General features: G+C 50.5%; 28 protein-coding genes and 1 pseudogene. 13 read left to right on the top strand and 16 right to left on the bottom strand.

Annotated elements, in window-relative coordinates; translation table 11 throughout:
* Nucleotides 1-34: 34 nt before the first annotated feature.
* The 5 genes from SFSGTM_RS15490 to SFSGTM_RS15470 form a co-directional block, all read right to left on the bottom strand.
* Nucleotides 35-520: a VOC family protein gene (locus tag SFSGTM_RS15490; RefSeq protein ID WP_162085944.1), complete on the bottom strand. Its 486-nt coding sequence runs from the start codon at nt 518-520 to the stop codon at nt 35-37.
* An 87-nt stretch (nt 521-607) separates the two neighbouring features.
* A complete protein-coding gene (locus tag SFSGTM_RS15485; protein WP_162085943.1) occupies nt 608-1,030 on the bottom strand; it encodes a YciI family protein in 423 nt (140 codons plus the stop codon).
* A 97-nt stretch (nt 1,031-1,127) separates the two neighbouring features.
* Nucleotides 1,128-2,438: an RNA polymerase sigma factor gene (locus SFSGTM_RS15480; protein ID WP_162085942.1), complete on the bottom strand. Its 1,311-nt coding sequence runs from the start codon at nt 2,436-2,438 to the stop codon at nt 1,128-1,130.
* Nucleotides 2,435-2,668 (bottom strand): hypothetical protein, encoded by a 234-nt coding sequence (locus SFSGTM_RS15475; protein WP_162085941.1) that lies wholly within the window; start codon nt 2,666-2,668, stop codon nt 2,435-2,437. The genes SFSGTM_RS15480 and SFSGTM_RS15475 overlap by 4 nt, the downstream gene beginning before the upstream one ends.
* 331 nt (nt 2,669-2,999) lie before the next feature.
* Complete coding sequence (locus SFSGTM_RS15470; protein ID WP_162085940.1) at nt 3,000-3,650, bottom strand: recombinase family protein; 651 nt, start codon at nt 3,648-3,650, stop codon at nt 3,000-3,002.
* 159 nt (nt 3,651-3,809) lie between these two features.
* On the opposite strand from SFSGTM_RS15470, the gene SFSGTM_RS15465 reads away from it, so the two are divergent.
* Nucleotides 3,810-6,761, top strand: coding sequence for a Tn3 family transposase (locus tag SFSGTM_RS15465; RefSeq protein ID WP_162085939.1), 2,952 nt, complete (start codon nt 3,810-3,812; stop codon nt 6,759-6,761).
* Between the two features lie 506 nt (nt 6,762-7,267).
* On the opposite strand, the gene SFSGTM_RS15455 is transcribed toward SFSGTM_RS15465, so the two are convergent.
* The 4 genes from SFSGTM_RS15455 to SFSGTM_RS15440 form a co-directional block, all read right to left on the bottom strand.
* Entirely contained in the window at nt 7,268-7,798 is a 531-nt protein-coding gene (locus SFSGTM_RS15455) for a carboxymuconolactone decarboxylase family protein (protein ID WP_162085937.1), read from the bottom strand.
* 151 nt (nt 7,799-7,949) lie between these two features.
* On the bottom strand, nt 7,950-9,236 hold the full coding sequence (locus SFSGTM_RS15450; RefSeq protein ID WP_198420575.1) for a Dyp-type peroxidase: 1,287 nt from the start codon (nt 9,234-9,236) through the stop codon (nt 7,950-7,952).
* Nucleotides 9,233-10,420 carry an NHL repeat-containing protein gene (locus SFSGTM_RS15445; RefSeq protein ID WP_198420574.1) on the bottom strand — a complete coding sequence of 396 codons (1,188 nt, stop codon included), beginning with the start codon at nt 10,418-10,420 and terminating at the stop codon, nt 9,233-9,235. Before SFSGTM_RS15445 ends, SFSGTM_RS15450 begins: the two co-directional genes overlap by 4 nt.
* 22 nt (nt 10,421-10,442) lie before the next feature.
* Nucleotides 10,443-11,720, bottom strand: coding sequence for a carbohydrate porin (locus SFSGTM_RS15440; protein WP_162085936.1), 1,278 nt, complete (start codon nt 11,718-11,720; stop codon nt 10,443-10,445).
* 335 nt (nt 11,721-12,055) lie between these two features.
* Between SFSGTM_RS15440 and SFSGTM_RS15435 the strand changes: the two genes are divergently transcribed.
* From SFSGTM_RS15435 to SFSGTM_RS15425, 3 genes are all read left to right on the top strand, one after another.
* On the top strand, nt 12,056-12,481 hold the full coding sequence (locus SFSGTM_RS15435; protein ID WP_162085935.1) for a hypothetical protein: 426 nt from the start codon (nt 12,056-12,058) through the stop codon (nt 12,479-12,481).
* A gap of 222 nt (nt 12,482-12,703) precedes the next feature.
* Complete coding sequence (locus tag SFSGTM_RS15430) at nt 12,704-13,333, top strand: nucleotide-binding protein (RefSeq protein ID WP_162085934.1); 630 nt, start codon at nt 12,704-12,706, stop codon at nt 13,331-13,333.
* Nucleotides 13,330-13,641 (top strand): hypothetical protein, encoded by a 312-nt coding sequence (locus tag SFSGTM_RS15425; protein WP_162085933.1) that lies wholly within the window; start codon nt 13,330-13,332, stop codon nt 13,639-13,641. Before SFSGTM_RS15430 ends, SFSGTM_RS15425 begins: the two co-directional genes overlap by 4 nt.
* A 76-nt stretch (nt 13,642-13,717) precedes the next feature.
* Here the strand turns inward: SFSGTM_RS15425 and SFSGTM_RS15420 are convergent, their stop codons facing one another.
* Both SFSGTM_RS15420 and SFSGTM_RS15415 read right to left on the bottom strand, forming a co-directional pair.
* Nucleotides 13,718-14,008 carry a HigA family addiction module antitoxin gene (locus tag SFSGTM_RS15420; protein WP_162085932.1) on the bottom strand — a complete coding sequence of 97 codons (291 nt, stop codon included), beginning with the start codon at nt 14,006-14,008 and terminating at the stop codon, nt 13,718-13,720.
* Nucleotides 14,009-14,018: 10 nt separating this feature from the next.
* The gene (locus tag SFSGTM_RS15415) at nt 14,019-14,297 is read right to left on the bottom strand and encodes a type II toxin-antitoxin system RelE/ParE family toxin (RefSeq protein WP_162085931.1); all 279 of its coding nucleotides are present in this window, start codon (nt 14,295-14,297) and stop codon (nt 14,019-14,021) included.
* A gap of 710 nt (nt 14,298-15,007) precedes the next feature.
* On the opposite strand from SFSGTM_RS15415, the gene tpx reads away from it, so the two are divergent.
* The gene (tpx, locus tag SFSGTM_RS15410) at nt 15,008-15,499 is read left to right on the top strand and encodes a thiol peroxidase (RefSeq protein ID WP_162085930.1); all 492 of its coding nucleotides are present in this window, start codon (nt 15,008-15,010) and stop codon (nt 15,497-15,499) included.
* A gap of 153 nt (nt 15,500-15,652) precedes the next feature.
* Here tpx and SFSGTM_RS15405 read toward each other — a convergent pair whose 3' ends face one another.
* Entirely contained in the window at nt 15,653-15,790 is a 138-nt protein-coding gene (locus SFSGTM_RS15405; protein WP_162085929.1) for a hypothetical protein, read from the bottom strand.
* A gap of 32 nt (nt 15,791-15,822) precedes the next feature.
* Between SFSGTM_RS15405 and SFSGTM_RS15400 the strand changes: the two genes are divergently transcribed.
* The 6 genes from SFSGTM_RS15400 to SFSGTM_RS15375 all read left to right on the top strand — a co-directional run bounded on the left by SFSGTM_RS15400 (nt 15,823) and on the right by SFSGTM_RS15375 (nt 18,741).
* Entirely contained in the window at nt 15,823-16,116 is a 294-nt protein-coding gene (locus SFSGTM_RS15400; protein WP_162085928.1) for a DUF1330 domain-containing protein, read from the top strand.
* A gap of 28 nt (nt 16,117-16,144) precedes the next feature.
* Nucleotides 16,145-16,660, top strand: a complete 516-nt coding sequence (locus SFSGTM_RS15395) for a hypothetical protein (protein ID WP_162085927.1) — start codon at nt 16,145-16,147, stop codon at nt 16,658-16,660.
* A gap of 77 nt (nt 16,661-16,737) precedes the next feature.
* Nucleotides 16,738-17,097, top strand: a complete 360-nt coding sequence (locus tag SFSGTM_RS15390; protein WP_162085926.1) for an antibiotic biosynthesis monooxygenase family protein — start codon at nt 16,738-16,740, stop codon at nt 17,095-17,097.
* Between the two features lie 4 nt (nt 17,098-17,101).
* A complete protein-coding gene (locus tag SFSGTM_RS15385) occupies nt 17,102-17,452 on the top strand; it encodes an antibiotic biosynthesis monooxygenase family protein (protein WP_162085925.1) in 351 nt (116 codons plus the stop codon).
* Nucleotides 17,453-17,487: 35 nt separating this feature from the next.
* Nucleotides 17,488-18,180 carry an aspartate/glutamate racemase family protein gene (locus SFSGTM_RS15380; RefSeq protein ID WP_162085924.1) on the top strand — a complete coding sequence of 231 codons (693 nt, stop codon included), beginning with the start codon at nt 17,488-17,490 and terminating at the stop codon, nt 18,178-18,180.
* 72 nt (nt 18,181-18,252) lie between these two features.
* Nucleotides 18,253-18,741, top strand: a complete 489-nt coding sequence (locus SFSGTM_RS15375) for a DUF2867 domain-containing protein (RefSeq protein ID WP_162085923.1) — start codon at nt 18,253-18,255, stop codon at nt 18,739-18,741.
* Between the two features lie 34 nt (nt 18,742-18,775).
* Here the strand turns inward: SFSGTM_RS15375 and tnpC are convergent, their stop codons facing one another.
* The 3 genes from tnpC to tnpA all read right to left on the bottom strand — a co-directional run bounded on the left by tnpC (nt 18,776) and on the right by tnpA (nt 21,146).
* A complete protein-coding gene (gene tnpC, locus SFSGTM_RS15370) occupies nt 18,776-20,404 on the bottom strand; it encodes an IS66 family transposase (protein WP_162084465.1) in 1,629 nt (542 codons plus the stop codon).
* 80 nt (nt 20,405-20,484) lie between these two features.
* A complete protein-coding gene (gene tnpB / locus SFSGTM_RS15365) occupies nt 20,485-20,778 on the bottom strand; it encodes an IS66 family insertion sequence element accessory protein TnpB (RefSeq protein ID WP_232526076.1) in 294 nt (97 codons plus the stop codon).
* A 62-nt stretch (nt 20,779-20,840) separates the two neighbouring features.
* Nucleotides 20,841-21,146, bottom strand: coding sequence for an IS66 family insertion sequence element accessory protein TnpA (gene tnpA, locus SFSGTM_RS15360; RefSeq protein ID WP_162083703.1), 306 nt, complete (start codon nt 21,144-21,146; stop codon nt 20,841-20,843).
* Nucleotides 21,147-21,282: 136 nt separating this feature from the next.
* Between tnpA and SFSGTM_RS17345 the strand changes: the two genes are divergently transcribed.
* Nucleotides 21,283-21,573, top strand: a complete 291-nt coding sequence (locus SFSGTM_RS17345; protein WP_353545175.1) for a transposase — start codon at nt 21,283-21,285, stop codon at nt 21,571-21,573.
* Between the two features lie 106 nt (nt 21,574-21,679).
* Here SFSGTM_RS17345 and SFSGTM_RS15350 read toward each other — a convergent pair.
* Nucleotides 21,680-22,860 (bottom strand): annotated as a pseudogene (locus tag SFSGTM_RS15350) (IS3 family transposase); the annotation flags it as partial.
* An 88-nt stretch (nt 22,861-22,948) separates the two neighbouring features.
* Here SFSGTM_RS15350 and SFSGTM_RS15345 point away from each other — a divergent pair.
* On the top strand, nt 22,949-23,995 hold the full coding sequence (locus tag SFSGTM_RS15345; protein ID WP_434784343.1) for an IS3 family transposase: 1,047 nt from the start codon (nt 22,949-22,951) through the stop codon (nt 23,993-23,995).
* The last annotated feature ends 1 nt before the right edge of the window (nt 23,996 follow it).

The following is a 23,996-nucleotide window of genomic DNA, read 5'->3' as shown; positions in this document are numbered from 1 at the left end:
GGTGACTTCTCCTAGTTGGGTTCTGTGCGGCGGATCAGTGCGCCGATTCTTGAGGGCAACTGCCCATTGAGGTGGCCGCTGCGTCGCGGATCTGCTCCGGGCTCAAATCACGCGTATGCGTGGCGATGGACCAGTGGTGACCGAAAGGGTCGCGCACTCTACCGTATCGGTCTCCCCAGAACATCTCAGCCAGCGGCATGGTCATGGTGGCACCAGCAGCAACGGCGCGGGCGAACACAGCGTCGGCATCCTGCACCTGAAGGTGAATGGTTACCGGCGTGCTCTTTAGATCCTGCGGACCGAACGCACCATGTTCGGGCATTTCGTCGAACAAGAAGAGTTTAGAGTCGCCGATCTGCACGCAGGCGTGCATGATTTTGCCATCAGGCATGGGTAAACGGAACTGCTCGATGGCGCCGAATGCGCGTCCGTAGAAATCGATAGCGGCTGCGGCGTCACGGCAGACCAGATGCGGGGTGAGGCTGTGCATGCCTTCGGGGATGGCGTTGACTTTGTTCATTAAGTTCTCCTGGTTGGTGGGCGCACGAAATGTGAGTCCTGTCATTACGACGATCCGGCAGGGGGCGGATCGACAGCAGTGGCGTAATTATATCGCGGCATCGATGGCGCGAAAGCGCTCCAGCTCATCGGACGGCGCGAAATCGTCCATCTCGAACAACTCGCGTACCTCGATCTCGGCCGGTTGCCCAGCGCCCACCGGATTGGGAAAACGTCGCGCCCACTCCAGCGCCTCCTCGCGCGAGTTCACCTGGATTAAAGTGTAGCCGGCGATCAGTTCCTTGGACTCGGTGAACGGGCCGTCGATAATGCTGCGGCGTTCGCCCTCATAGCGCACACGCCAGCCGCTGCGAGTCGGCTTGAGGCCGTTGGCGTCGAGCAGCACGCCGGCGCGGGCAAGTTCTTCGTGATAGGTAGTCATGGCGGTGAACACGGCGGGGTCGGGCTGGAAGCCGGTGTCGGGCTGCGCCTCAAAGGTGGGAATGGATTTGACAAGGATCATGTAACGCATGTGGGTCTCCTGGTGGTGGCTCGGCGGATCCGGGCCTTCAAACGTACGACGTGCGATGAGGTGCGGAATCGACAATTGGTTTTCACGGCACGTCGCTTCATGGCACAGTTGATGCCGGTCGAGTGCTCGACTGCGCGGCTCGCTTTTGCATCAATGCACGCTCGTGCGCATTGCCAGCCAGCTTCGCGGCGCGTTCGAACTCTGCGCGCGCTTCGTCGTTCCGTCCGAGTCTGGTGAGCAGATCACCGCGCACCGCCGGCAGCAGGTGGTATTGCGCCAGCGCAGGTTCGTTCTGCAGGGCGTTCACCTGTTCCAGCCCTGCAGCGGGGCCGAAGGCCATCCCCACCGCCACTGAGTGATTCAGCGCCACTACGGGAGTAGGCGCGATCTGCAGCAGCGCGTCGTACAGCGCGACGATGTGTGGCCAGTCGGTTGCGTCCACGCTGGCGGCGCGGGCGTGGCATGCCGCAATCGCTGCTTGTAGCACGTAGGGCCCGACCGGGCTTGGCAGCGCTTCTGCGCGAGCCAGTGCGTCCAAGCCGCGGCGGATCAGCAGAGCGTCCCAGCGGCTGCGGTCCTGTGCGGCGAGCAGGATGGGCTGGCCCTGCGCGTCCAATCGCGCAACCAAGCGCGAGGCCTGTAATTCCATAAGTGCCAGCAGGCCTTGCACCTCTGCCTGCTGTGGCATCAGACCGACCAACACGCGGCCCAGGCGCAGTGCCTCCTCGCACAATGCAGGGCGCGTCCAGTGCGGCCCAGAACTAGCGCAATAACCTTCGTTGAACATCAGGTACAGCACTTCCAGTACCGAGGCTAGTCGCGCCTGTAGTTCCTCGCCACGCGGAACCTCAAAGGGCACGCGCGCTTCCGCCAAGGTGCGCTTGGCGCGCACGATGCGTTGTGCGATGGTTGCTTCGGGCTTGAGGTAGGCGCGAGCGATTTCGGCGGTAGACATGCCGCCTATCGCACGCAGGGTGAGCGCGCTGCGCGACTCGGACGCAAGCAGCGGATGGCAAGCGGTGAAAATCAGCCGTAGTAGCTCGTCGCAGATGTCGTCGTCCAGCCGCGTGTCGATCATCTCGCTGAACTCCTGCGCTGCGATGGCATACTGCAGATCGGTCTCGTGGCCGAGCGCATCATGGCGCGGTGCGGCAAGCTTACGGTGTCGCAGATGGTCGAGCGCGCGACGCTTGGCGGTGGTCATCAGCCAGGCGCCAGGCCGCTCGGGGATGCCGAGTTCCGGCCAGTGTTCCAGCGCGGCAACCAGCGCGTCCTGCGAACAGTCCTCGGCCAAACCGAGGTCATGGGTGATGCGCGCTACGTGCGCCACAACCTTGGCCGATTCGATGCGCCAGATCGCGGCGATGGTGCGCGTAATGGCATCGGCGGTTGGCTTAGGCACGGTCATGGGGTACAGCAGCAAGCGCGGGCGGCGATCCGCGCCCAATACGCCTCGAACGCCAAGCACTTTTCGATGGTGCCAAACTGGCTCGGTTGCAAATAATTTGATTGCGCATGAAGCCCCTTACCTACAATTTTTAAGGCTATAAAAATCAGAAATTGACGCTCGATAAATCGAACTTCTCCCATTAAACTTTGGGTATGGTACCACATCGCCATCTGACCATTTTTGATCATATGCAGCACCTCTCAACCCTTGATTGTGGCATAAGCGATAAACCAAAGTGTAGCTTTAATCAATTGCTTGCGCTGATCGTGATCAGACTCAATTTGATTATTCAAATACTTGACCTATCAATATGTGGTCGTATGATCAACCACCATACCGCGCTCCCGCATCATTACCAGCTGACACAGCTCGATATAAGTCCGCCTTCAAAAGGCCACCATTTGAAATTCATCGTCAACTATCGGGTGCGTTTAAACAAACGACAGAAAACTCTCATAGGATTTCCTATCTAAGGCAGGACATGCAAGTGCTCTAAAATGAACCAATCTTATGTCCATCTCACTCAACGGCATGGCTTTTGACCGTCTTCAGCGAGTGCTTCTTGATCCAGTTATGGAGATTCGCCCCCGTCGTGTGGTAACGCTGCGCGATAAACTTCTGGGATGATCCATTCGCCAACAAACTTTCAATTTCAGGTCTAAAGGCGTCCAGCTTGCTCTTGCCAGGTCCTTTGGGCCGACCGAGGATAACCCCTTGTTCCTTCTTGAACCGTAGCGCTTCCTTGGTTCGCTGCGAAATAAGGTCGCGCTCGATTTCCGCCGCCATCGAGAATGCCAGAGCAATGATTTTGCTCTGAATACTATTGTCCAGCCGCCAGTTGCCCTTCACCGCATAGACGCAGATGCTCTTGCGCATAGCGAGCGCCAATATCTCCATACACTCCAGCATGCTGCGGCCAAGGCGCGAAAGTTCAGCCACAATAATGGCATCTCCGTCCTGCAGTTCCTCCAGCACCTCTGCAATCTTACGTTCCCGCCAAGGTTTTCGCCCAGAAGCGACCTCCTCAACAAAATGCACCTTGCCAAAATTTCGATCATTAGCAAAGTGGAGGATATCCGCTTTGTTCTTCTCAATATCCTGGTCGAGCGTCGAAACGCGAAGGTAAGCGATCGTTTTTCCTGTCGTTTGTGCTGCTATCTTCGCCTCCATTTTTACGCCTTTCGATGAAAACCAGAAATACGCACTTATTATATAGTCATATTAATGCAAATATCAATGATTTATATCTAATTTAAAGCATACTATAAACGTTCGTTTCTAGTATGCTTTTACCCGCAGTATTTACCACCCAATTTTGAAAGTTTCCTTATGGCAAGAATGAAAATCTTCAATACCCTGGAGGAGGAGGCATTCGAGTCTCCACCCGTGTTCAACAGCGAGGAGCGTAAGCAGTTCTTCTCCTTGCCCTTAATGTTTGGCGCGGTTGGGCTGCGCACCCCCACCAATAAAGTTTGCTTTCTGGTAACAGCGGGTTATTTCAAGGCGCGGCGCAAATTCTTTGCCTGGCAATTTCACCAAGCGGACATCGAGTACGTTGCACAACAGCTTGGCGAAAATCCTGCCGAAGTTCACACAAAGACCTACAACAAAGATACGTATGCCCGTCATCAGCGCGTGATCCTGGGTCACTTTGGCTGCGTCCCGTTCGACGCAGCAGCGACGGCTTTCATCGCCAACGAAATCACGGCTCTTGTGCACGTTCAATTTCGACCTAAACTGGTTCTGCTGGAAACCATTCAAATCCTGATCCGCAAGAAAATCGAGATCCCCAGCTACAATGTGCTGGCTGACCTGATCGTCACTGCCATCAACTGGCACCGACGTATGCTCAGCGATATCGTCGCCACCAACATCAGCGAAGAACAGCGTGCTTCGCTTGACGCATTGCTGGAAAAGGAGACCGATAACGGAACGATTGAGGGTTGGCGCTATCGCATCACGCTGCTGAAGCGACCTTTCCAATCCACCAGGCCGTTAAAAATCAGAGCTAATCTGGCCGATCTAGGCACCCTGCAATCGCTCTATCTCGACCTGAAACCAGCGGTACAGTGCTTGGACTTGAGTTACGAGTGTATCCGATACTACGCCTACTCGGTGATCAAGGCCCAGATTCCCCAAGTTTCACGCCGCGCCGCTGATGACCGTTTGCTGCACCTCATTGCCTTTGTTGTGTACCAGACCTTCAAACTGAACGACACGCTGATCGATACGTTATTGAGCGCCGTGCAGGCTGCCGTCAATGGCGTGGAAAAGGCCGAGAAAGAAGCCTACTTCCAAGAACGCGAACAGCGTTCCCAGTCCCTCTCCGCACTGGCCGAACATCTACGTCGGAGCGTCCGTGAAACAATATCATCAATCCAACATATCGTGGCCAATGCGCAATTGAGCGACAGTCAGAAGGTTGCCTTGATTGGTGCCGTCGTGAATACAGAAAATGTCACAGCCCGTGTCGATTTGCAAGTCGACGAATTCAAGGAAAATGCGACGAAACTTCAGCATGGTCAGGATTATTTCGCCTTGATGGAGGCGTACTCCCTCAAACTGCAACACCGCGTTGCCGACATCGTACGTCAAGTACAATTCGCACCAAACTGCAGTCTGCCGAAGCTGTGGGCGGCACTGATCACCCAAGATGGAAAATTTCGCCCATCTCTGTACAAGGTGCTGCTGTATGTCAGCATTGCCGATGCGATCAAGTCAGGCGCGTTGAATCTCATCCACTCGGAAAAATATCGCGCGCTCGACGAATACCTGATCCCCAAAGCGGATTGGGATGCCAACAGGGATGAATATCTGCACCGGGCACAGCTCGACGAATTCGCCGACTGCAAGGCCACATTGAGAGCGCTGAATCAGACTCTCGATGCTTGTTACCAGGAAACCAACGATAATTTAACGTCTGGCAAAAATCCATATCTGACCGTTCGTGCCAACGGGTCTTTCCATGTCAGCACGCCCAAGCAGGAAGAAGTCGAAAGCGTGTCATTGGGAACTTTCTTTCCAGATCGGAAGTATATCTCCATGCTGGAAATGCTGGCGACAGTGGATCATGCCACAAATTTCCTCGACGAATTTGAGCATTGGCAGGTCAAGTTCCAGCGCGCCAAACCAGCCAAAAAGCTTTTTCTGGCTGGGGTTATCGGTTTTGGCTGTGACATTGGCCATCGCAAACTGGCGCAGATATCCAGGCAGATCGACGAGGGTGAGTTGGATAATGTGGTCAACTGGTATTTCTCGCTCCAAAACATACAGAATGCCAATGAACGCATTCTGCGGTTTATGGACCAGATGAATCTGCCGAACATCTACCGACAAGATTCTGATGTTTTGCACACATCCAGTGACGGACAGAAAGTCGAAGTGGCTGTGGATTCATTGAATGCCAATTACTCGTTCAAATACTTGGGTAAGGACAAGGGAGTTAGCGTGCTTACATTTGTTGATATGCGCGACTTCATGTGGCATTCCACGGTAATCAGCTCCGCCGAACGGGAAGCTGCCTACGTTATCGATGGGCTGATGCACAACGACGTGATCCAGAGCGATATCCATTCGACTGACACGCATGGGTTCTCGGAAGTCATCTTTGCAGCAACACATCTTCTGCATTTTGGGTTCGCGCCGCGCATCAAGGGCATCGGCCGCCAGCGGCTCTACGCCTTCAAGAATCGCCAGCATTACAAGGATCAAGGACACGTATTGCTGCCTGGCCATTATGTCCATGGGGATATGATAGAGGGTCAATGGGATGAGATGCTGCGCTTTATCGCGACCATCCAACTGAAAATAACCACGGCTTCCCAGCTCTTCAAGCGATTGAACTCCTATTCCAGGCAGCATCCGCTGTATCAGGCCATAAAAGAGTTTGGGAAAGCCCCAAAGACGGTTTTCATTTTAAAGTACTGTGACGATCTACCATTCAGGCAGTCTATCGAAAAACAACTCAACAAAGGAGAGGGCTCGAACAAGTTCTCCAAAGCTGTTTCTTTTGGTCACAGCCACGAGTTTATCCAGGGCGAAAAGGAAGACCAGGAAATTGCCGAAGCCTGCCGACGGTTGATCAAAAATGCCATTGTATGCTGGAACTATCTCTATCTTTCGCGGATACTTGCCGAGGAGAAAAACGAGGCGCGCAGGGCGTTGCTAATCGAAGCCATTCGTAATGGATCGGCTGCTACGTGGGCACATTTCAACCTGCATGGGGAATTCGATTTTTCGGATGAGCGGATGGTCGATTCGATGGGTTTGACTCCACCCTAAATAGAGGTCGAAAACATCGATGGGGGGAGAGGTTAATAAAATCCTATGAGAGTTTTCTGTCGTTTGTTTAAACGCACCCCCTGTACCGCTGGATTCCAGCTTCTGGGACGGCTTAACGTACTTTAAATTCCGTTTTCTACAGCGACCCCAAGTGGCTTCCGATTTCGGGTTATGACTAACTTTCAATAATGGTTAGCAACGGCACTTCGATATGCGACCGTATCTGCACTATCCTGTATTCCAGCGGCTAGAAAACCATGGTTATTTTTCGATGGCGCGTGTGGATTATGGTACTGTTACAAGGCCTGGCGATATCGACATCGCACCTGACGCTTTATGCATATTCAGTCCCTTGTGATACTGGTATTGTTGTGTGAATCTAAGAAACGGTTTTGTTGCACATAATCAATGATGATGTGGCAAGCGAATTATTTGCAACAGAGTTCAGTGGCGAGTGTGTCGCCTACAACCTTATGTTCATTTTTGACATGTCACACATGTCCGTTTCAGTCCATCTCCACTTTAAAAGCGTTGATGACAATATCTGCCGCAACCATTCTAGCACCGTGATGAATCGCATCAAAAATGTCGCCGTCTGTCCAGCCAAGCCCATGCATTGATTCAATATCCTTTGCGCTGACGCTGTGCGAGTCTTTAACAGATTGAATTACCAAACCCAGCAAAGCTTTTTCTTTGTCAGAAAGTGGGCTGTTCATGTAGTTTTCCTTGGTCGCAGCGACTTGATCAATCGTCCAGCCAAAGTAATTCACAAGCATATGCGTATTCCGATCAACGCAGTACGCGCACTGAGTTGATTGGGATACCAGTACGCGAATTGACGCCATCAAGGCTGGGCTCAGTGTCTTGTGCTGCATGATGCTCTGGATGTATTCTGCTTGCTGCCTTAACACCAACGGATTGGCACTGTACAGCACATGTGAATTGGGGATGTATCCAATACGTTGCTTGGTTTGCTCATAAATATCAGCAATCTCACCTGTCGCACTTTCAGGTGATACTGTTTCAATAATTGCCATGTTTCCCCGCTCCTGATGAGATAAAAATCCCAAGTTTAAACAAATCTACTTGCAATGACACCTTCTTTATTTTCTTAAGCAAGTTTGCCCTGGTAAGAGGTGAGGAAGGCTTCACGCTCAATCAGTATCATCGCAAAAATCCGACATGCCGCTAACCGAACATTCCCTGCCCAATGAATTCCCCTGGCTTCACTCCAGGCGGGCAGGCAAATAATCCGCCACCTACATGAGTTGTGAACTGATTCAGCATGTCAATTTGTGACATTTTCTTAAATAATTTAATGAAACCTGTTCTCGGATCCCGCTGATAACATTGGAACAAGAGCCCAGCATCAAATGTCACCACTTGACGCCAAGGCGGCCAGCGCTCTGCGATTTTGGTAATACCGTTGTCATAAGAAAATGCCCTGCGCAATATTTCAGCCCCGTCATTATTTTCAGGAGCAGACATAGCTGCATGAGAATTTTCAGCGGTGATGGTATTGCCGTATTTGTCGGCTGTAGTCAAATCCAGCTTATCAAATTCATGTGCTTTACCTATTGGTGCACCTGTTATTTTTTGGCGACCAACAGTCTCTTCCTGAAACGAGGTTTTCATATCATCCCAATGATCGAGGGAAATACGTATAGGTCTGATCACCATATAACTACCGTCTCGCAACCAGGAAGGTCCTTCTGCACCCACCCAGACAAATTTATTCATGGCAGTAGCATCTTTGGTGTCAATATTAATGGTGCCGTCCTTAAAGCCCATCTGATTACGTGGCGTTTCACTAGGCTTATATCCACCAGTGAACCCCATTTGTGCCCAACGCATTTCTGCAATACCTGCTGCCAATTTTGCAAGCTTGCGCACCGCATATTCAACGACTTGTGGATCGTCCGCACACGCCTGCACGGACAAGTCACCTCCAGTGTGCTCAGGAACCAGTTGATCACCTGCAAAATGTGGTAAATCCACCAAGGCTTCAGGCTGTTGTTTTGCCAGGCCAAATCTGTCCACACCTTTTTTATCGAAGAGGCTGGGACCGAAACCAAATGTGATGGTCAAACGCGATGCAGCTAAACCAACCGTTGCACCAGACTCCCGACTTGGCTGATTGAGATCAGCCTTAGGATCAAAATGCGCTGGACCACTGCTCATCTTTGCTGCCGCATCTGTCCATAAGCGTAACAGCTTGATCAAATCTTCCCGTTTCTCCGATACCATATCAAAAGCAATAAAATAGGTGCTACGCTGAATAGGCGTTGCAATTCCACTCTGGTGTTTACCCCAGAATGACTCGGTATCTGGGCATGAAGCTTCCGTGTGTACTGTTTTAGATACAGTCGCTGCCAAAGTGTCTTTAGCAAAGGGTATCGCAGCTGCCGCCAGTGTAGCTCGCGCTAGAAAGTTACGCCGATTCACGTTATGAATTTTGTCAATAATCTTAGTCATGGCATCGCTATCCTTAAAGCATTAATATCATCTTCTACATAATAGAAACTCTTACCATCTGCAGCCAATGTAATCCCGAACAAATTGCCGTTTCCTGGTGGGGATTGCGCCTGGTCAGCATTCAGCCAATGCGCATAAATTTGTTTCCCTGCCACTGGATCAATCTCTACTGCCTGACCATTTTTACCGTTGGCCACAATTAGATGCCCCTGCGCAGTCATCACCATAGCCAGTGGCCAGGCAAGTAAACCATCTTTCGTCACCAGCGTGCCTTTACCTGCGCTGATTGTGCGTGTACTGGCGTTAGGAATAGCTGTAATTTCGTTGTCCAAACCATCTGTTACATAGAGCGTGTCATCCGTTCCCAGTGCCAGTCCTGTAGGGCCGAGCAGGAAATTAGCCAAATCTGATCTGGCTGAAAAACCATTGCCTATCACTGTTTGACTTTGCAACACGGGTGGTTTGCCCGCAGGGATGGTCATATCCAGACGCAGCACCGTTGCCTGATTACCCATTACTGGATAGCCTGTTTTCGGATCGATAACATCAGGACTTTGCAGCCCGAATCCCGCCATGCTAATAAACAGCGTGGCACTATCGCCTCGGTCTATCGTGGCCATATTCCCCCACGGACCATTGATAGTGGGGCTAGTCCATGTGGCCACATGCTGACCATTCGCATCGAATACCAGCAGACAACCATCGCCCTTAGTCCGTGTTGTGCCATCAGTACTAGGCGCACTACCAACAATTACCCAGCCGCTTTTGAGCATGGTCATTGCGGTAGTCAGACCTACGCCACCTGGACACTCCTTCAGCTTTTGCGGAACCTGGGCAAACAGCTTGGTTTCCTTAGTGCTTGGGCGATAGCGAACTATCGTTGTGCCTGTACCCTGAAGATTTGAAATGTTATTGAAATTATCAACTAATACATCCCCCTGCTCAATCGACCCAACTGACGTAGGGGCAACAATAACTGCATAAGGGTTAACATCACCATTGTCTGGCATAGTTGAAGTCAGAAATTTATGCTTATGCATGGTTTCCAGCAACCCCTTGGGTTCATCAGCCATTGCCGCTGTGCTATATACGGTACTCATGCCAAACACGAGTGCAAAGCTGCAACAGCCAGCCTTGATGGATCTGGATGATTGATTCAGCAATGAAGTAAAAATAGTATTCATATAATTAATGTCCAATCGAAAATCAGAAAGAAATATTTGTGCGTACACCAGCAACTAACTCATTTTTAATACGCGTTGTGCTATCAGGCACTATGACACCAGCCCCAGGATTCACTACATACTGAATATCAGGTTGTATCTGTATCCATGGTTTTAACTGATATTGATAAGTTAATTCAGCAAACGCCTCGCCACGTGGTATGGAATCCAACTCTTGCAACACCTGTTGTGGGGCCTGATTGCTGACATGGGCATAACCCGTACCTATCCCAAAAGTGTCGGCAGCGCGATTACGGAAAGGACTATGAAAAACCATACCTGCATTCATACTGAAATCGACCAGATTTCTGTCTGTTAATGGCGTCCCCATCACTCGTCCAAATAAGGCTACCGTACGATTAGGATCTGCAGCATCACGCCATACCAGCTTATCCGCCACAGCATAAACTGCATAGTTTCCCTTGTACTGTACATCAGCCCCAGAAACAGCAGCAAAATCATCTCTGGAGTTATACCAGGCACCTAATCGATAAGTCCATCCCAACGGTTGCGTTTGCCCAGGTTCCACCATGCTGCCTAAAGCAGGATAAGAAAATTGCATTTCTGCGATATATAGCTTGCCACCACTCCAGGGAAAGCTCGTACCGTGCAAATTATTCCCATTATGATCCAGCGGCGTACCATTAAATGCGCCAGCCAATACGGTCACCCCATCAACTGGACGTGCACTGATACGCGCACCCAATGCCGACAGCGGATAAGCATTACCCCCGCCAGGCATGTCATAAGACGGCAACGCAGGCCAGCCAAACATGGTGTTCACAAAATAAAGTGCATTACTGCTCACCATAAATTCCTGATCAATACTTATCTGACCAACCTTGACATCGAGTCGATCTTCGTCAAGAAATTTCTGGTCGTACCATGCTTCCCACAAGCGTGTGGTTGCAGTCGATTCTATGCCGCTGGCAGTTTGCAGGGTCTGTAAATTATCAGCACTAAGATTTTTACCGTGGATGTTCAACAGGCTAATATTGAACAACCCGCCATAATGCCCAAATGAGCGCCGCGTATCGAGTTGCGCTACTACCTGAGTAAGCCCATCATACTCAAATCCCTTTTGCGAACCACCCGTCAGGTTACCTAAATACTCACTCGTTTCCTGCACACCCAAAGAAATGCCATGCCTGCTGAGGTTCTTTCTAATACCCCACATATCGCCCAGCAACGCACTACTACGATTAATACCATCCAGAAATCCAAAAAATCCTGCTGAATTGGCTGGGGTATCATCATCCATGGCCGGCATCATCATTGGAGGTGGTGCAGCATATACATTTGTTGACAGGCAACCAGTCAAACAAATTAGCATTGCCATCTGTTTATATTGCGATTGAAACATCATCATAAAGCACTACACCTAAATATCGTTAACGGGAACTTGAAAGTAAATGAGAATGACTCGCATTATAATTAATGTGTATGAATTGTCAATGCTGAATGAAAATATCTTTATCTGTCTTATCATGATTGCCCACAAGAGGTGTTATGTTAAGCAGGATGCGCAGATTACTATTGTATGTGTTCCATAACTGTATAAAATAATAAATACATTACTGTTATTAAGGACGCATTATGCACAAGTTAGACTTAGACGCATTCCGCACTACCCTGGAAACAGGGGGAATACTCTCAGTGTCGTTAGTGGCACAAGGCGGTGCATTTCATGTGGAAGCAGAAACCCGACGTGGGGATGCCGTGCTTACCAAGTCCAGAAGCACGGTATTGCGCGAGTTTCGTAATGTGCAGCGCGCCACCCTGTTGCTCAGAGAGCTGGGGGTACGCGAGTTTTCTGTGGACACTAAAAACTGGCGGCCAGAACAGGCGGACATCGGCCGTGCAACCCGACCAGATCGAGCCGCAGTGTTGCGAGAGGCATTGGCAGCGGCCGAGATTCAGCGCAGCCTGGATGCCGCCATCAAACAAGCGGATGACCCGAATACTGTTTGGGTAGCGCATGATGATTTGTTTGATGCTATCGAGGCCGATCTTGCGAATTGACTATCTGCCCCTCGCCACAGAAAATATTCAAGACATTAAGCTAGGTTCTAGTGACGGCTGTAGGGGTTTCTAGTGACGGGTGGTGGTTTTTAGGAAGTTTTTAGTGACGGGTGAGCTGTTTTTGCTGGCAGAAATGCCCGAATGTGCAATTCTATACAATGGGCTTTCATAATTTATAGATATATAGCTATAATGATAACTATATATCTAGTAGGAGCATTCATGATTTATGCAGTCGTAAATACCAAAGGTGGCGTTGGTAAAACTACCACATCAGTGCATCTGGCAACTATGCTTGCACTTACGGGTGAGACTTTGTTAATTGATGGCGACCCGCAAGCAAGTGCCGCAAGTTGGGCTGCATGGCGGCGTGATAATTTATCTCATGGGCCTAGTCCGACGACAACTTGCCTGGCTGGTAAAGCTATTCTGTTGGAAGGTAAACAGCTTGCAACTAAATATGAACACGTTGTAGTTGATGCGGGTGGTCGTGATTCAGTTGGTTTGCGTTCTGCCCTGCTGTTAGCGCAAATGGCGATTGTGCCAGTTGGCGCTAGTAATCTTGATGCTGCGGCTATGACCGATCTATTGGAGGTTGTTGAGTTAAGTCGCGATTACAATCCGGATTTGGATGTTCGTGTGTTGCTGACTCGTGTTGACCCACGTACAAAAGATGCTGCAGAAATGCTTGCATTTCTAGCTGAACAAAATTTAACGGTGTTGCCAACTAAAGTTTGTGAGCGAGTTGCTTTTCGTCGTGCTATTGGAGAAGGTGTGACTGTTCAGGAGTTAGGTAAGGATCAGGCGGCAATTGCTGAAATTGAGGCTTTCTTTCGGGAGGTTCGCGTATGAAAGCAAAACCCAATACTGAACAGTTTAAGTCGAAGAAAGACCCGTCTGCTTTTCTCGAAGGCGGTGCGGCTGATGCGGCAGATAAAACAGGGAAATTACAGAATGTTGACGGTGACTCAATAGTGACCGAAGAAAGAGTATTGGATACTAAAATTCATCGAGAGCAAAAGATTTTCAGATTGCCTTTAGAATTAATTAAGGTGCTTAAACGGGAATCCTATGAGCGATCTGAAAAAAGCGGGTGTCGTGTGACCGAGACTGAACTGGTTGAGCAGGCGTTGCGAGAGTTTTTTAATATAGATAGATAACTATATATATAGCTATCTTTATAGGTTGTGTTTTTTGTCTTCACATAAAGGCGTAGTGTTTTTTATTTTGATTCGCCTAAAGAGTTGCTGTTCGGTCAAGCGGTTTGATCTTTGGAATTGGTTGTTGCTCGGCTTGCCACAGATCCCACTGTGTTTGCATCCCAAGCCAAACTTCAGGAGATGTGCACAGCCATGACGCAAGACGTAATGCCATGCCTGCTGTTATGCCACCATTACCATTTAACACCTTGGAAAGCGTGACGCGGGACACTTGTAATGCCTTTGCTGCATTCGTTATCGTCATGCCTTCTGGTATCCATTCACGCAATACTTCACCAGGATGTGCTGGATTGTTCATTCTGCTCATTTCAAATCTCCTAATGATAGTCCTGATAATTCACCAGCTCGGCATCATTGCCATCGAAGCGGAATGTCATTCGCCAATTACCATTAATCGTTACGGAATAATGCCCTGTAAGATTGCCAACTAATGAGTGAAACCGCCATCCTGGTGCATTCATATCCGTTGGTTTTTTCGCATTGTCTAGCATGGTTAGCATGATGCGTAGCTTATTAGCGTGGTGTGGCTGTATTCCAGCTTTGCTTCCATCTCGGAAGAATTGCTCAAGTCCTTTGTGATGAAAAGTTTTAATCATGCCGAATAATGTAAACCGTTAATTAACGGTTGTCAATAATTGATTGGTATATCTGTATAGAATTGGGTTGCAATGTGCGTATTGTTTCCAGCACGAACACCATACTGTAACGCCAATATGCCAGGCTACAATCCTTTTGCAATTTTTGCAGGTGCGCAGACTGATCCGCTGTTCCATAACATCAGTTGGGAAAGCTTCAAAGTCGCAGTAGGACATCCCATGCGCCATCACCCCGTTTACGAGAGACGAGACCATGCCAGCAGCTTAACGTACGATAATTTCCGAATTCTGAGACGACCCCATAATGCGCGTCCAGTGGGGTGTGCAGGCGCAGCAGGCGGTCGGTTTGCAGGCCGGTACGTAAGGCCGTTGCCAATGCATCTAGGTCAGCGAGTGGTTGGGTTGTATTTTGGTATAAGTTGGTTACGAACATGCTGACAAAGACATAGGATAAAAAATATATTTTATAGGACAGAGTAGGTTATGTCGCCTCGAAAAATGCTTGGATTCAGAAGCAAAGATGGGGTATGCTTTGTTGGTGTGGAAATGTCTTATACTAAACAACCAGCGGTTCTTTGCACTTCGAACTTGAGTGCGCGCATAGAGCCAATTTTCGTAACAAAAATGTAAGACATAGTGTTTATAATATTCTAACTACAGTGCCGCACGCTGAAGTTACCCTTTCAATCAGTCAGTAGGAGAAATACAGCATGACAACCATTACCTTGGGCGGCAAGCCCATAGAAGTCACCGGCACCTTTCCAGAGATCGGCGAACTGGCACCGGATTTCAAGCTGGTGAACAAGGATCTCGCCGATGTTTCACTGTCTGATTTTGCCGGAAAAAAGAAAATCCTCAACATTGTCCCATCTCTCGATACGCCTCTGTGTGCGGTTTCGACAAAGAAGCTCAACGCCGCAGCAAATGAAAGCATAGCGGTCATCGTCATTTCCGCCGACCTGCCCTTCGCACAAAGCCGTTTTTGTGGTGCCGAAGCACCGAATGTATACACACTCTCCACCATGCGTGGCCAGGATTTCAAGGTCAACTATGGCGTGAATATCGACACCGGACCCCTCGCTGGTGTTTGCGCACGGGCGCTGATCGTGCTGGATGAAAACAACAGGGTGATGCATGCCGAGCTGGTTCCAGAAATCAAACAGGAGCCGAACTACGATGCCGCGCTGACTGTATTGAAATGAGAAATCAGGGATCAGGATTGGTGTGGCTCATCTGTACTAATCAAGGAATGGCGATAATAGTTTCGACCATCCACATGAGCCTGCTGGAACCTGAAGGGCTGGGTCACATGGTGCGCGGCTGTAGAAAAACCTAAATGAAAATATTTCGATTACCTACCAAAGAAAATTGGCTTCACAGAATGCACCATGATCGACGATCGCGACGTCAGGAATGGTTTCGCTGCCCATCCATTTCGCTGTCAAAATGTTTTTTTGTAGTTTTTCTACAGCCTCGTTAGGCGTCACGTTCATCCTGATCACATCAACTAACCATCGGAGGCTCCATGTCTGCCTTTGTCATCTTCGACGTCGATATCCACAATCCTGAGCGGTACCAAGATTTCATCCGCGAGGTCAAGCCTGCGATTGAGTCCGCAGGTGCCCGCTACCTCGCCCGCGGCGGTTCGCACAAGGTCCATGAAGGTGATTGGTCTCCACGCCGTATCGTGCTGATCGAGTTCCCGTCTGTTCAAGCATGGGAGTCCTTCTACAACGGTCCCGTGTACCAATGGCTCAAAGCGGTGCGTGACGAATGTAGCTCTGCCCGCCTCGTGTGTGTCGATGGTCTGGCCCAGTGATGACGCCCAATTAACGTTGGGCGTAACGATGCCAGCTCTCGTTGTTTCCGATGCTTTACTTGCGGCTATCGTCGCAGCTTCCGCGGCGCTCGTTGTCGCATACTTAAACTCGATAGTTGCAGAGCAATTCCGAAGGCACAGAGATCGCAAGGCTCTTGCGGCAGCTCTAGCCGGAGAGCTATCGTCCTATCAGCCGGCGTTGCCCATGCTGAGGGATGTACTGCAAAAAACCATAGAGGCAGTGGATACACATAATAGAGAGAACGTGATTTTCAGGCCTTTCGAGAAGCCAAAGGACTTCGTCTTTGAGACGGCGGTTGAGAAAATCGGCCTCCTCGGACCAAAGCTTGTGGAAGACACCATCTATGTCTATGGGAATATGAACGGGTTCCGGGTTGCTTTCGGGCTCATTTCCGTTCACTACAAGGAAATGTCAGATACCGAACTCAGAGCGAGAAGCCTTTCGTGCCTACAAGCACTAGAACGAGCAGAAGAGCGTGGAATTCCCCTTGTCTCCGCGCTGAAGCGAGTAGCGGGAACATGATTCAAACGCCCAACCCATCATTCCAGCGGACCGCCTCCGGCGGCCGCTGAATTCAAACGTTGGGCGTATATAAAACCATGTTCGTTCAAATTGTAAAATTTAAACTTAAACCTGATACTTCACGTGAATCATTTCTTGATCTCACTGAACAGATGGTTGCTTGGCTCAAAAACAAAGATGGTTTCATTGCCTATGAATTGTATGAAGGCTCAGAATTTTGGTCTGATCGTATTGCTTGGAATGACCAAAGTTTCGCTCAAGATGGCTTGAAAGATTTTTTGAGTACTGCTATTGCGAAAAATTTGGTCTACTTAGTAGAAGACGGCCACAGTAGTTTTTTCGGGCAATCAGTTGTGTCATCGCAACGTGAGGCTCAACCCATCATTCCAGCGGACCGCCTCCGGCGGCCGCTGAATTCAAACGTTGGGCGTATATAAAACCATGTTCGTTCAAATTGTAAAATTTAAACTTAAACCTGATACTTCACGTGAATCATTTCTTGATCTCACTGAACAGATGGTTGCTTGGCTCAAAAACAAAGATGGTTTCATTGCCTATGAATTGTATGAAGGCTCAGAATTTTGGTCTGATCGTATTGCTTGGAATGACCAAAGTTTCGCTCAAGATGGCTTGAAAGATTTTTTGAGTACTGCTATTGCGAAAAATTTGGTCTACTTAGTAAAAGACGGCCACAGTAGTTTTTTCGGGCAATCAGTTGTGTCATCGCAACGTGAGGCCCAACCCGTCGTTCGAGCGGGACTCGCCCAGAAGCGGGCGAGCCCCTCAACTTAACGTTGGGCGTCACCATTTACTAACAAGGAGTGTTCTTGAAGACAATTGGACTAATCGGCGGTATGAGTTGGGAGTCAACTGTCCCGTACTACCGACAGATCAACGAGACGATCAAGAATCGCTTGGGCGGGCTGCATTCGGCGAAGATCGTTCTGTACAGCGTCGACTTCCATGACATCGAGCAACTACAGCATGCTGGCGATTGGGAAGCTGCAGGAGCTATGTTGGCCGAAGCTGCCCGCTCGCTCGAAACGGCGGGTTCGGATTTTTTGGTCTTATGCACGAACACCATGCACAAAGTGGCCCCTAGCATCGAGGCGGCTGTCACCATTCCACTGCTTCACATTGCCGATACAACCGCTGCAGAAATCAAACGAGCCGGGCACTCAACTGTCGGCCTGCTCGGCACACGGTTCACGATGGAAGAGGCCTTCTACCGCGACCGCTTGAGCGAACATCAGGGGCTTCAAGTGATTGTCCCTAACGCGGAAGACCGCGATACTATCCACCGCATCATTTACGAAGAACTGTGCCTTGGGGTTGTCTTGCCTGAGTCCCGTAGCGAGTATCGGCGGATCATGGAAAATCTGGCATCACAAGGCGCAGAAGGCATTATTCTTGGGTGCACAGAAATATCCCTTCTCGTCAGCCAGCAAGACTCCGAGGTTCCGCTGTTTGACACCACAGCCATTCACGCGCGTGCGGCTGCAGAAGAGGCGCTTGCATAATGACGCCCAACCCTGCATTCGAGCGAGACACGCCAAAAGCGGCGCGCCCCTCAATTTGAACGTTAGGCCACAATGAAACCACGCGCCATACTCTCCGATGTACCACCCGGAAGTGCAATCAACGTACGACTACCGGATGCATATTTTCACGATTGCTACGTCATAACTATTCCCGACACTACACGCACTGCGCTCGGCTACTTCCTAACTGCTTTGGCAAAGACCCCACCTTGGGTTAATTCGCTCATGGCGTTGCGGAACAAGATGGTTCGCTTTGTCGGCTTAAAAGACCTTGGTGACCTTGGAGAGTTGAACCCTTCAAAGCCTGCGTCAGCTTATGCGCCTGGAGATCGAGTAGGTATCTTCACACTCATTTCCAATTCACCCAATGAGGCGCTGCTGGGAGATCGCGACAAGCATCTGGATGTTGTGCTCTCCATCTACAAGCATCCTCCTGTCCAAGGTGGCGTTCAGTCCGTCTCGGTGACAACAGTTGTCCACATTCACAACCTATTGGGGCGAATTTATATGCTTCCGGTTACGCCACTGCATAGACTGTAAGCGTCCAGCCCAGCCACTCCAATCCCTTCACTACTTATGGTAGTTCATTTTTAAACGGCAGCAATTCATCAATCTGGCTATTAGGCCAGACCGGTAATTTTTCCAACGTATCTTTGAGCCATGCATAGGGTTCCAAGCCATTGAGCTTGGCGGTAGCCAACAAACTCTGAATCGCTGCAGCGCGTTTGCCTGCACGTTCTGAGCCTGCGAACAGCCAATTCTTTTTGCCGATGGCAATGGGTCGTATCGCATTTTCGACTGGGTTGTTATCAATAGGCAAGATGCCGCTGTCCGCATAGCGTATCAGTGCTGGCCAACGCTTGATGCTGTAATCCAACGCGCGGGCTGTGCCGCTGCCATCGGCCACTTTGACGCGAGTCTGGATTAACCAGTCATGCAGTTCGCCCAATAACGGTTTTGCCTGAGTCTGGCGCAACTGCAAACGACCTGCCGCATCCAGCTTGTCCGCAGCCTGCTCAATGGCATAGAGTGCCGCGATACGCTGCAGCGCAGCCGCTGCAATTGGACTTTGGTTGGCCGCATGCAAATCAAAGAACTTCCGACGTGCATGTGCGAAGCATGCCAGCTCAGTGATGCCTTGGGTAAATAACGCTTTATAACCAGCGTAATCGTCAACCATCAAGTGTCCTTGCCAACCTGCCAGAAAGTGCCGCGCATGCAATCCCTGTCGCCCTGGCTGATAGTCAAACACCACGATAGGCGGTGCGGATGAAGGGGATGCCAAATCACCCGTGCGGTAAGCCCACAGATAAGCTTTCTTGGTTTTGCCCGCCCCGGGGTCTAATTGTGGCACTGGCGTTTCATCCGCATGCAATACACTGCGTGCCAGCAGTAATTCAGTGAGCCTGTCGACCAACGGTTGCAACGCTACCCCCACACGTCCGACCCACTCCGCCAAGGTGGAACGCGCCAGGGTCACCTGGCTGCGCTGGGCAATGTGTTCTATACGGTAGAGCGGTAAATGATCAACGAATTTACTGATCATCACCCACGCCAGCAAACCTGATGTCGCCACGCCGCCGTCGATGACGGCAGCTGGAATGGGGGCGGCAGCAACGGTTTCGCAGTGGCGACAAGCATACTGTGGACGGATGTGTTGATGCACGGTGAACTGGGCAGGTTCGACATCCAGTTGTTCGCTGATGTCTTCACCGATTTTGATTAACGCACCACCACACGCACCGCACTGGCAAGATGCAGGCTCATGGCGATGAATGATGCGGGGCAGATGGTCAGGCAGTGGCTGACGACCTGCGCGTGGACGCGCAGGCTTGGGGATAGCGGTTGTCGCATCTTCGGTATTAGGTGTATCTGGCTGCCCGATTTGGGCTTCAATGGCCGTGATGTCGGCTGCCCAGCACTCATCAAACAACGCACGCTGCTCAGGCGAGAGCTGCTCGCTCTTGTTGGCGAAGCGGATGCGGCGGTAATAGGCAAGTTCCAGTACCAAAGCCTGGTTCTTGAGTTCGGCGTGCTGGATTTGCTTAGTCAGCGTGAGGATTTGTGCGGTGTTTTGCTGGAGTAATACTGTGTTTTGTTGAATGAGTTCAGCATCCTGTTTAACCTGCGCCAACAGCTTATCCACATACGCCGCCAAGGCGGGATCGGGGATAAATTGGGCAAGTTGTTGGGCTGAATCCATGCTTGAATTATACCATTTCACCCCGCCTGAAACCAGCAATAATGCGGGTTTCAGGCATGTTTTTACTGAATCATGAGTGGCTACACCTGCCAGTGGGCAGGGGCTGGGGCACTGAGTCTTTGCCAGTCGATACCTGTGATCAGCCAGTCCCACTGTGTGGGGGTTAAAGGATGGGTGATGGCAGCGATGTCTGGCCAGGTGAAGTGACCACGATGCAGTCGGCGTTGGCACAACCAGACCCCTGTGCCATCCCAGACCAGGAGCTTGACCCGCGTTTGGCGACGATTACGGAAGGCGTAGGCGGCGCCGTCGCAGGGACTGCGACCCAGGCGGTGCTGGATGCGCTGGGAAAGGCCATCTATGCCGATGCGCATGTCCACGGGTTCGATGACTAGCCAGACCTGGGTGGCGATGGGGCTGATGGGATGGGCAGATATCATGGCAGTTGCCGCAACAAGTCAATTAGCCAGGGCGTGCTAGCAATGGGAAGCTCTACCCGCCAGCCAGTGGGGCTGTGGAGCTGGAGCGTGCCCGTGACAGGCGCAGGTTGAACACTGACGGGGATGAGGGTTAGCGGTGGCTGGCGCGTGAGATTGGGCGCTGTTGTCAGCTGGCTGCGCCAGCGATAAAAGGTCTTGGCACATAAGCCGTGCTGGGTGCAATAAGCTGTGACGGTCAGTTTGGTTTGTTGCCAAGCGGTAAGGTGCGTTTGCCAAAAATCAGGCGTGTGTCGAGTAGCCATCTAGCGTGCCTTTCATAAAAAAGCAGCTAGATTGCATGAGTTTGGCGGGCAATGACAGGTGGATGGGCTGGACGCTTACCATAGACTTACCCCCGGTGTCAGACTAGTTGTCGCCTCAAAAATTTAACTTTGAGGCATGGAGGCGACAATGGTAATACGGTATTCAGAAGCATTTATCGAGCAAGCGTTATTTAAGGTATATTCTCGAGGCACACGGACGGTGAGGTCGGTTGCGGAAGAATTGAATGTCAATTGTCATACGGTAAAGAATTGGATGAAAAGAAAAGCAGTTGGCTCTGGCGTGTTGCCTGTAAAAGAGAAGCGGCCGCAAGATTGGACCCCTGAACAGCAGCTGATCGCATTACATCAAACCCACGGTCTGTCGGGTGAAGCATTACTAAAGTGGACCCCTCCGTCAAGACAATAATACGTCGAGTTTAAGAGGGTAACCTTTCATATGCAGCTGCACGGCGCTGCCCCGGTTTTGTTTCTGGTTTTCGATCTTTTTCTAACAACGCTTTTCCTGACGTAGTGAACTTGTCCACGATGCTGGCACCACCGCCACTGGCTGTTCGATAAACCTCGTCTGGTGTTTTATAACCCAGTGACTGATGGATACGTTCAGCGTTATAAAACACAAAGTATTCCGTCAATCCTAGCAGCAGTGCTGGTAATGTAGCATAGCCTTTCAAATATACGTCTTCGTGCTTGACGCTACGCCAGAGCCGTTCCACAAAGATGTTATCCAATGCCCGTCCGCGACCATCCATGCTAATCGTAATGCCGTTTTCCTTGAGTGCACCCGTAAACGCGTCACTGGTGAACTGACTGCCCTGATCAGTGTTAAATAACTCAGGTATGCCGTGCGACTGTAGTGCCTGTTCCAGACAGTCCACACAGAAGCCACTGTCCATCGTATTCGATAATCGCCATGCCAGCACTTTGCGCGAGTACCAATCTATCACTGCCACCAAATACACGAATCCTCGTGGCAGGCGCAGGTAAGTGATATCCGTACTCCACACCTGATTGGGACGGGTCACTGCGACACCTCTGAGCAGGTAAGGATAAATCTTATGCTGCGGGTGCGCACGACTGGTGTTCGGTCCTGGCGCCATGCCAGCTAACCCCAGTGTGCGCATTAATCGTTGCACTCGTTTGCGATTGATGTGGTGTCCTATGCTACTCAGGTAATGCCTAATCTTGCGGCTGCCATAAAATGGATGCCGTGTGTATTCTGTGTCTATCAACGTCAGCAATGCCAATTCTTGTTCGTCAGTGGCTTTGATCAATCTGGGCGCATAAACGCTGGATCGCGCCACACCCGCCAATGCACACTGCTGACTGAGTGCTAAAGATGTGCATTGGCTAATCCACTGCTTGCGCAGTGCTATGGGTTGATCCCGGACTTTTTTTTAAGCCAGTCCAATTCCATTTTGAGTCTGCCAATCTCGGAATACAGTCGCTCTGGACTAGCAGAGAGATCCACTGGCTTCGGGCCGCGTTTGGCATTAAACAAGCCAGCAGCTTGTTCTTGCAACTCTTTCTTCCACAATCCAACCTGGGTCGGATGCACGCCAAATTCCTGACCTATTTCGTTAACCGTCTTGACACCACGAATCGCTTCCACTGCAACCTTGGCTTTAAACTCACCCGAAAAATGCTTACGATTTGTTTCACTCACAACCCGCTCCTTTTTACAGCAGGTTACCATCTTAATTCATTGTCCAGAAATCGGGGTCCACTTTACTCTGGGAGGACGAGGTCAAATGACTTCCCTTGTAGAGCGCGGTGAGATCATCATGATGGTGCAACATGCCATGGATTGCGGCGCACGTCAGGATCGTGCCTGTACGGTGATTAGCCTTAGCGAACGCACTTTGCAGCGTTGGCAGAGTGATCAGACACGGGGCGATCAACGCACAGAGCGGACGCAAGTGCCGTCAAACAGGCTGAGCGTAGTGGAGCGTAAAAAGGTTTTGATGGTTGCCAGCTCGGATGAGTTTGGCAGTCTGCCACCTTCTCAAATCGTGCCAATACTGGCGGATCGTGGCGAATACATCGCTTCTGAATCAAGCTTCTATCGCATCCTGAGGGCGGAGAATCAGCTGAAACATCGGGCTGCGGCAGGACCTGCGCAACGTCGTCGCAAACCGCGAGCACTCTGCGCCACTGCGCCGAATCAGCTGTTTAGTTGGGACATCACCTATTTGCCGACACCGGTGAAAGGCATTTATTTTTACCTGTATTTGTTCATGGATATTTTTAGTCGAAAAATCGTCGGCTGGCAGATTTATGAAGCGGAAAGCGGCGAATTGGCGGGCGACGTGATGCGAGATATTTGTGCGCGAGAAGCCATCAAACCGGATCAGGTGGTGCTGCATTCTGACAACGGCCACCCGATGAAAGGTGCCACCATGCTGGCGACGTTGCAAGCGTTGGGCGTGTCCCCGTCGTTCAGTCGTCCGGCGGTCAGTAATGATAATCCGTACTCGGAATCGCTGTTCAAGACTTTGAAATACCGGCCTACGTATCCGCGTCGGGCCTTTGAAAACTTACTCGCTGCGAGGCAATGGGTAGGACTATTTGTGCAATGGTACAACGAAGAACACCGGCACAGCGCAATCAACTTCGTGACCCCAGCAGAGCGCCATACTGGCCTCGATACGGCATTATTGGCGCAGCGTGCTATCGTCTACCAGGCAGCAAAAAACAGACATCCTGAGCGCTGGAGCGGCGCCACCAGAAACTGGCAACCCGTGCTCGTTGTGCACTTGAATCCAGATCAACAGTTCACTGAAAAAGACGAGAAAATAAAAGGAGATTTGGTTCTCAAAATAGCAGCATAAT

This window comes from Sulfuriferula nivalis, assembly GCF_009937995.1.
GTDB lineage: Bacteria > Pseudomonadota > Gammaproteobacteria > Burkholderiales > Sulfuriferulaceae > Sulfuriferula > Sulfuriferula nivalis.
Note: the sequence above shows the minus strand (reverse complement) of the source record. Positions and strands in the feature narration are given on the sequence as shown.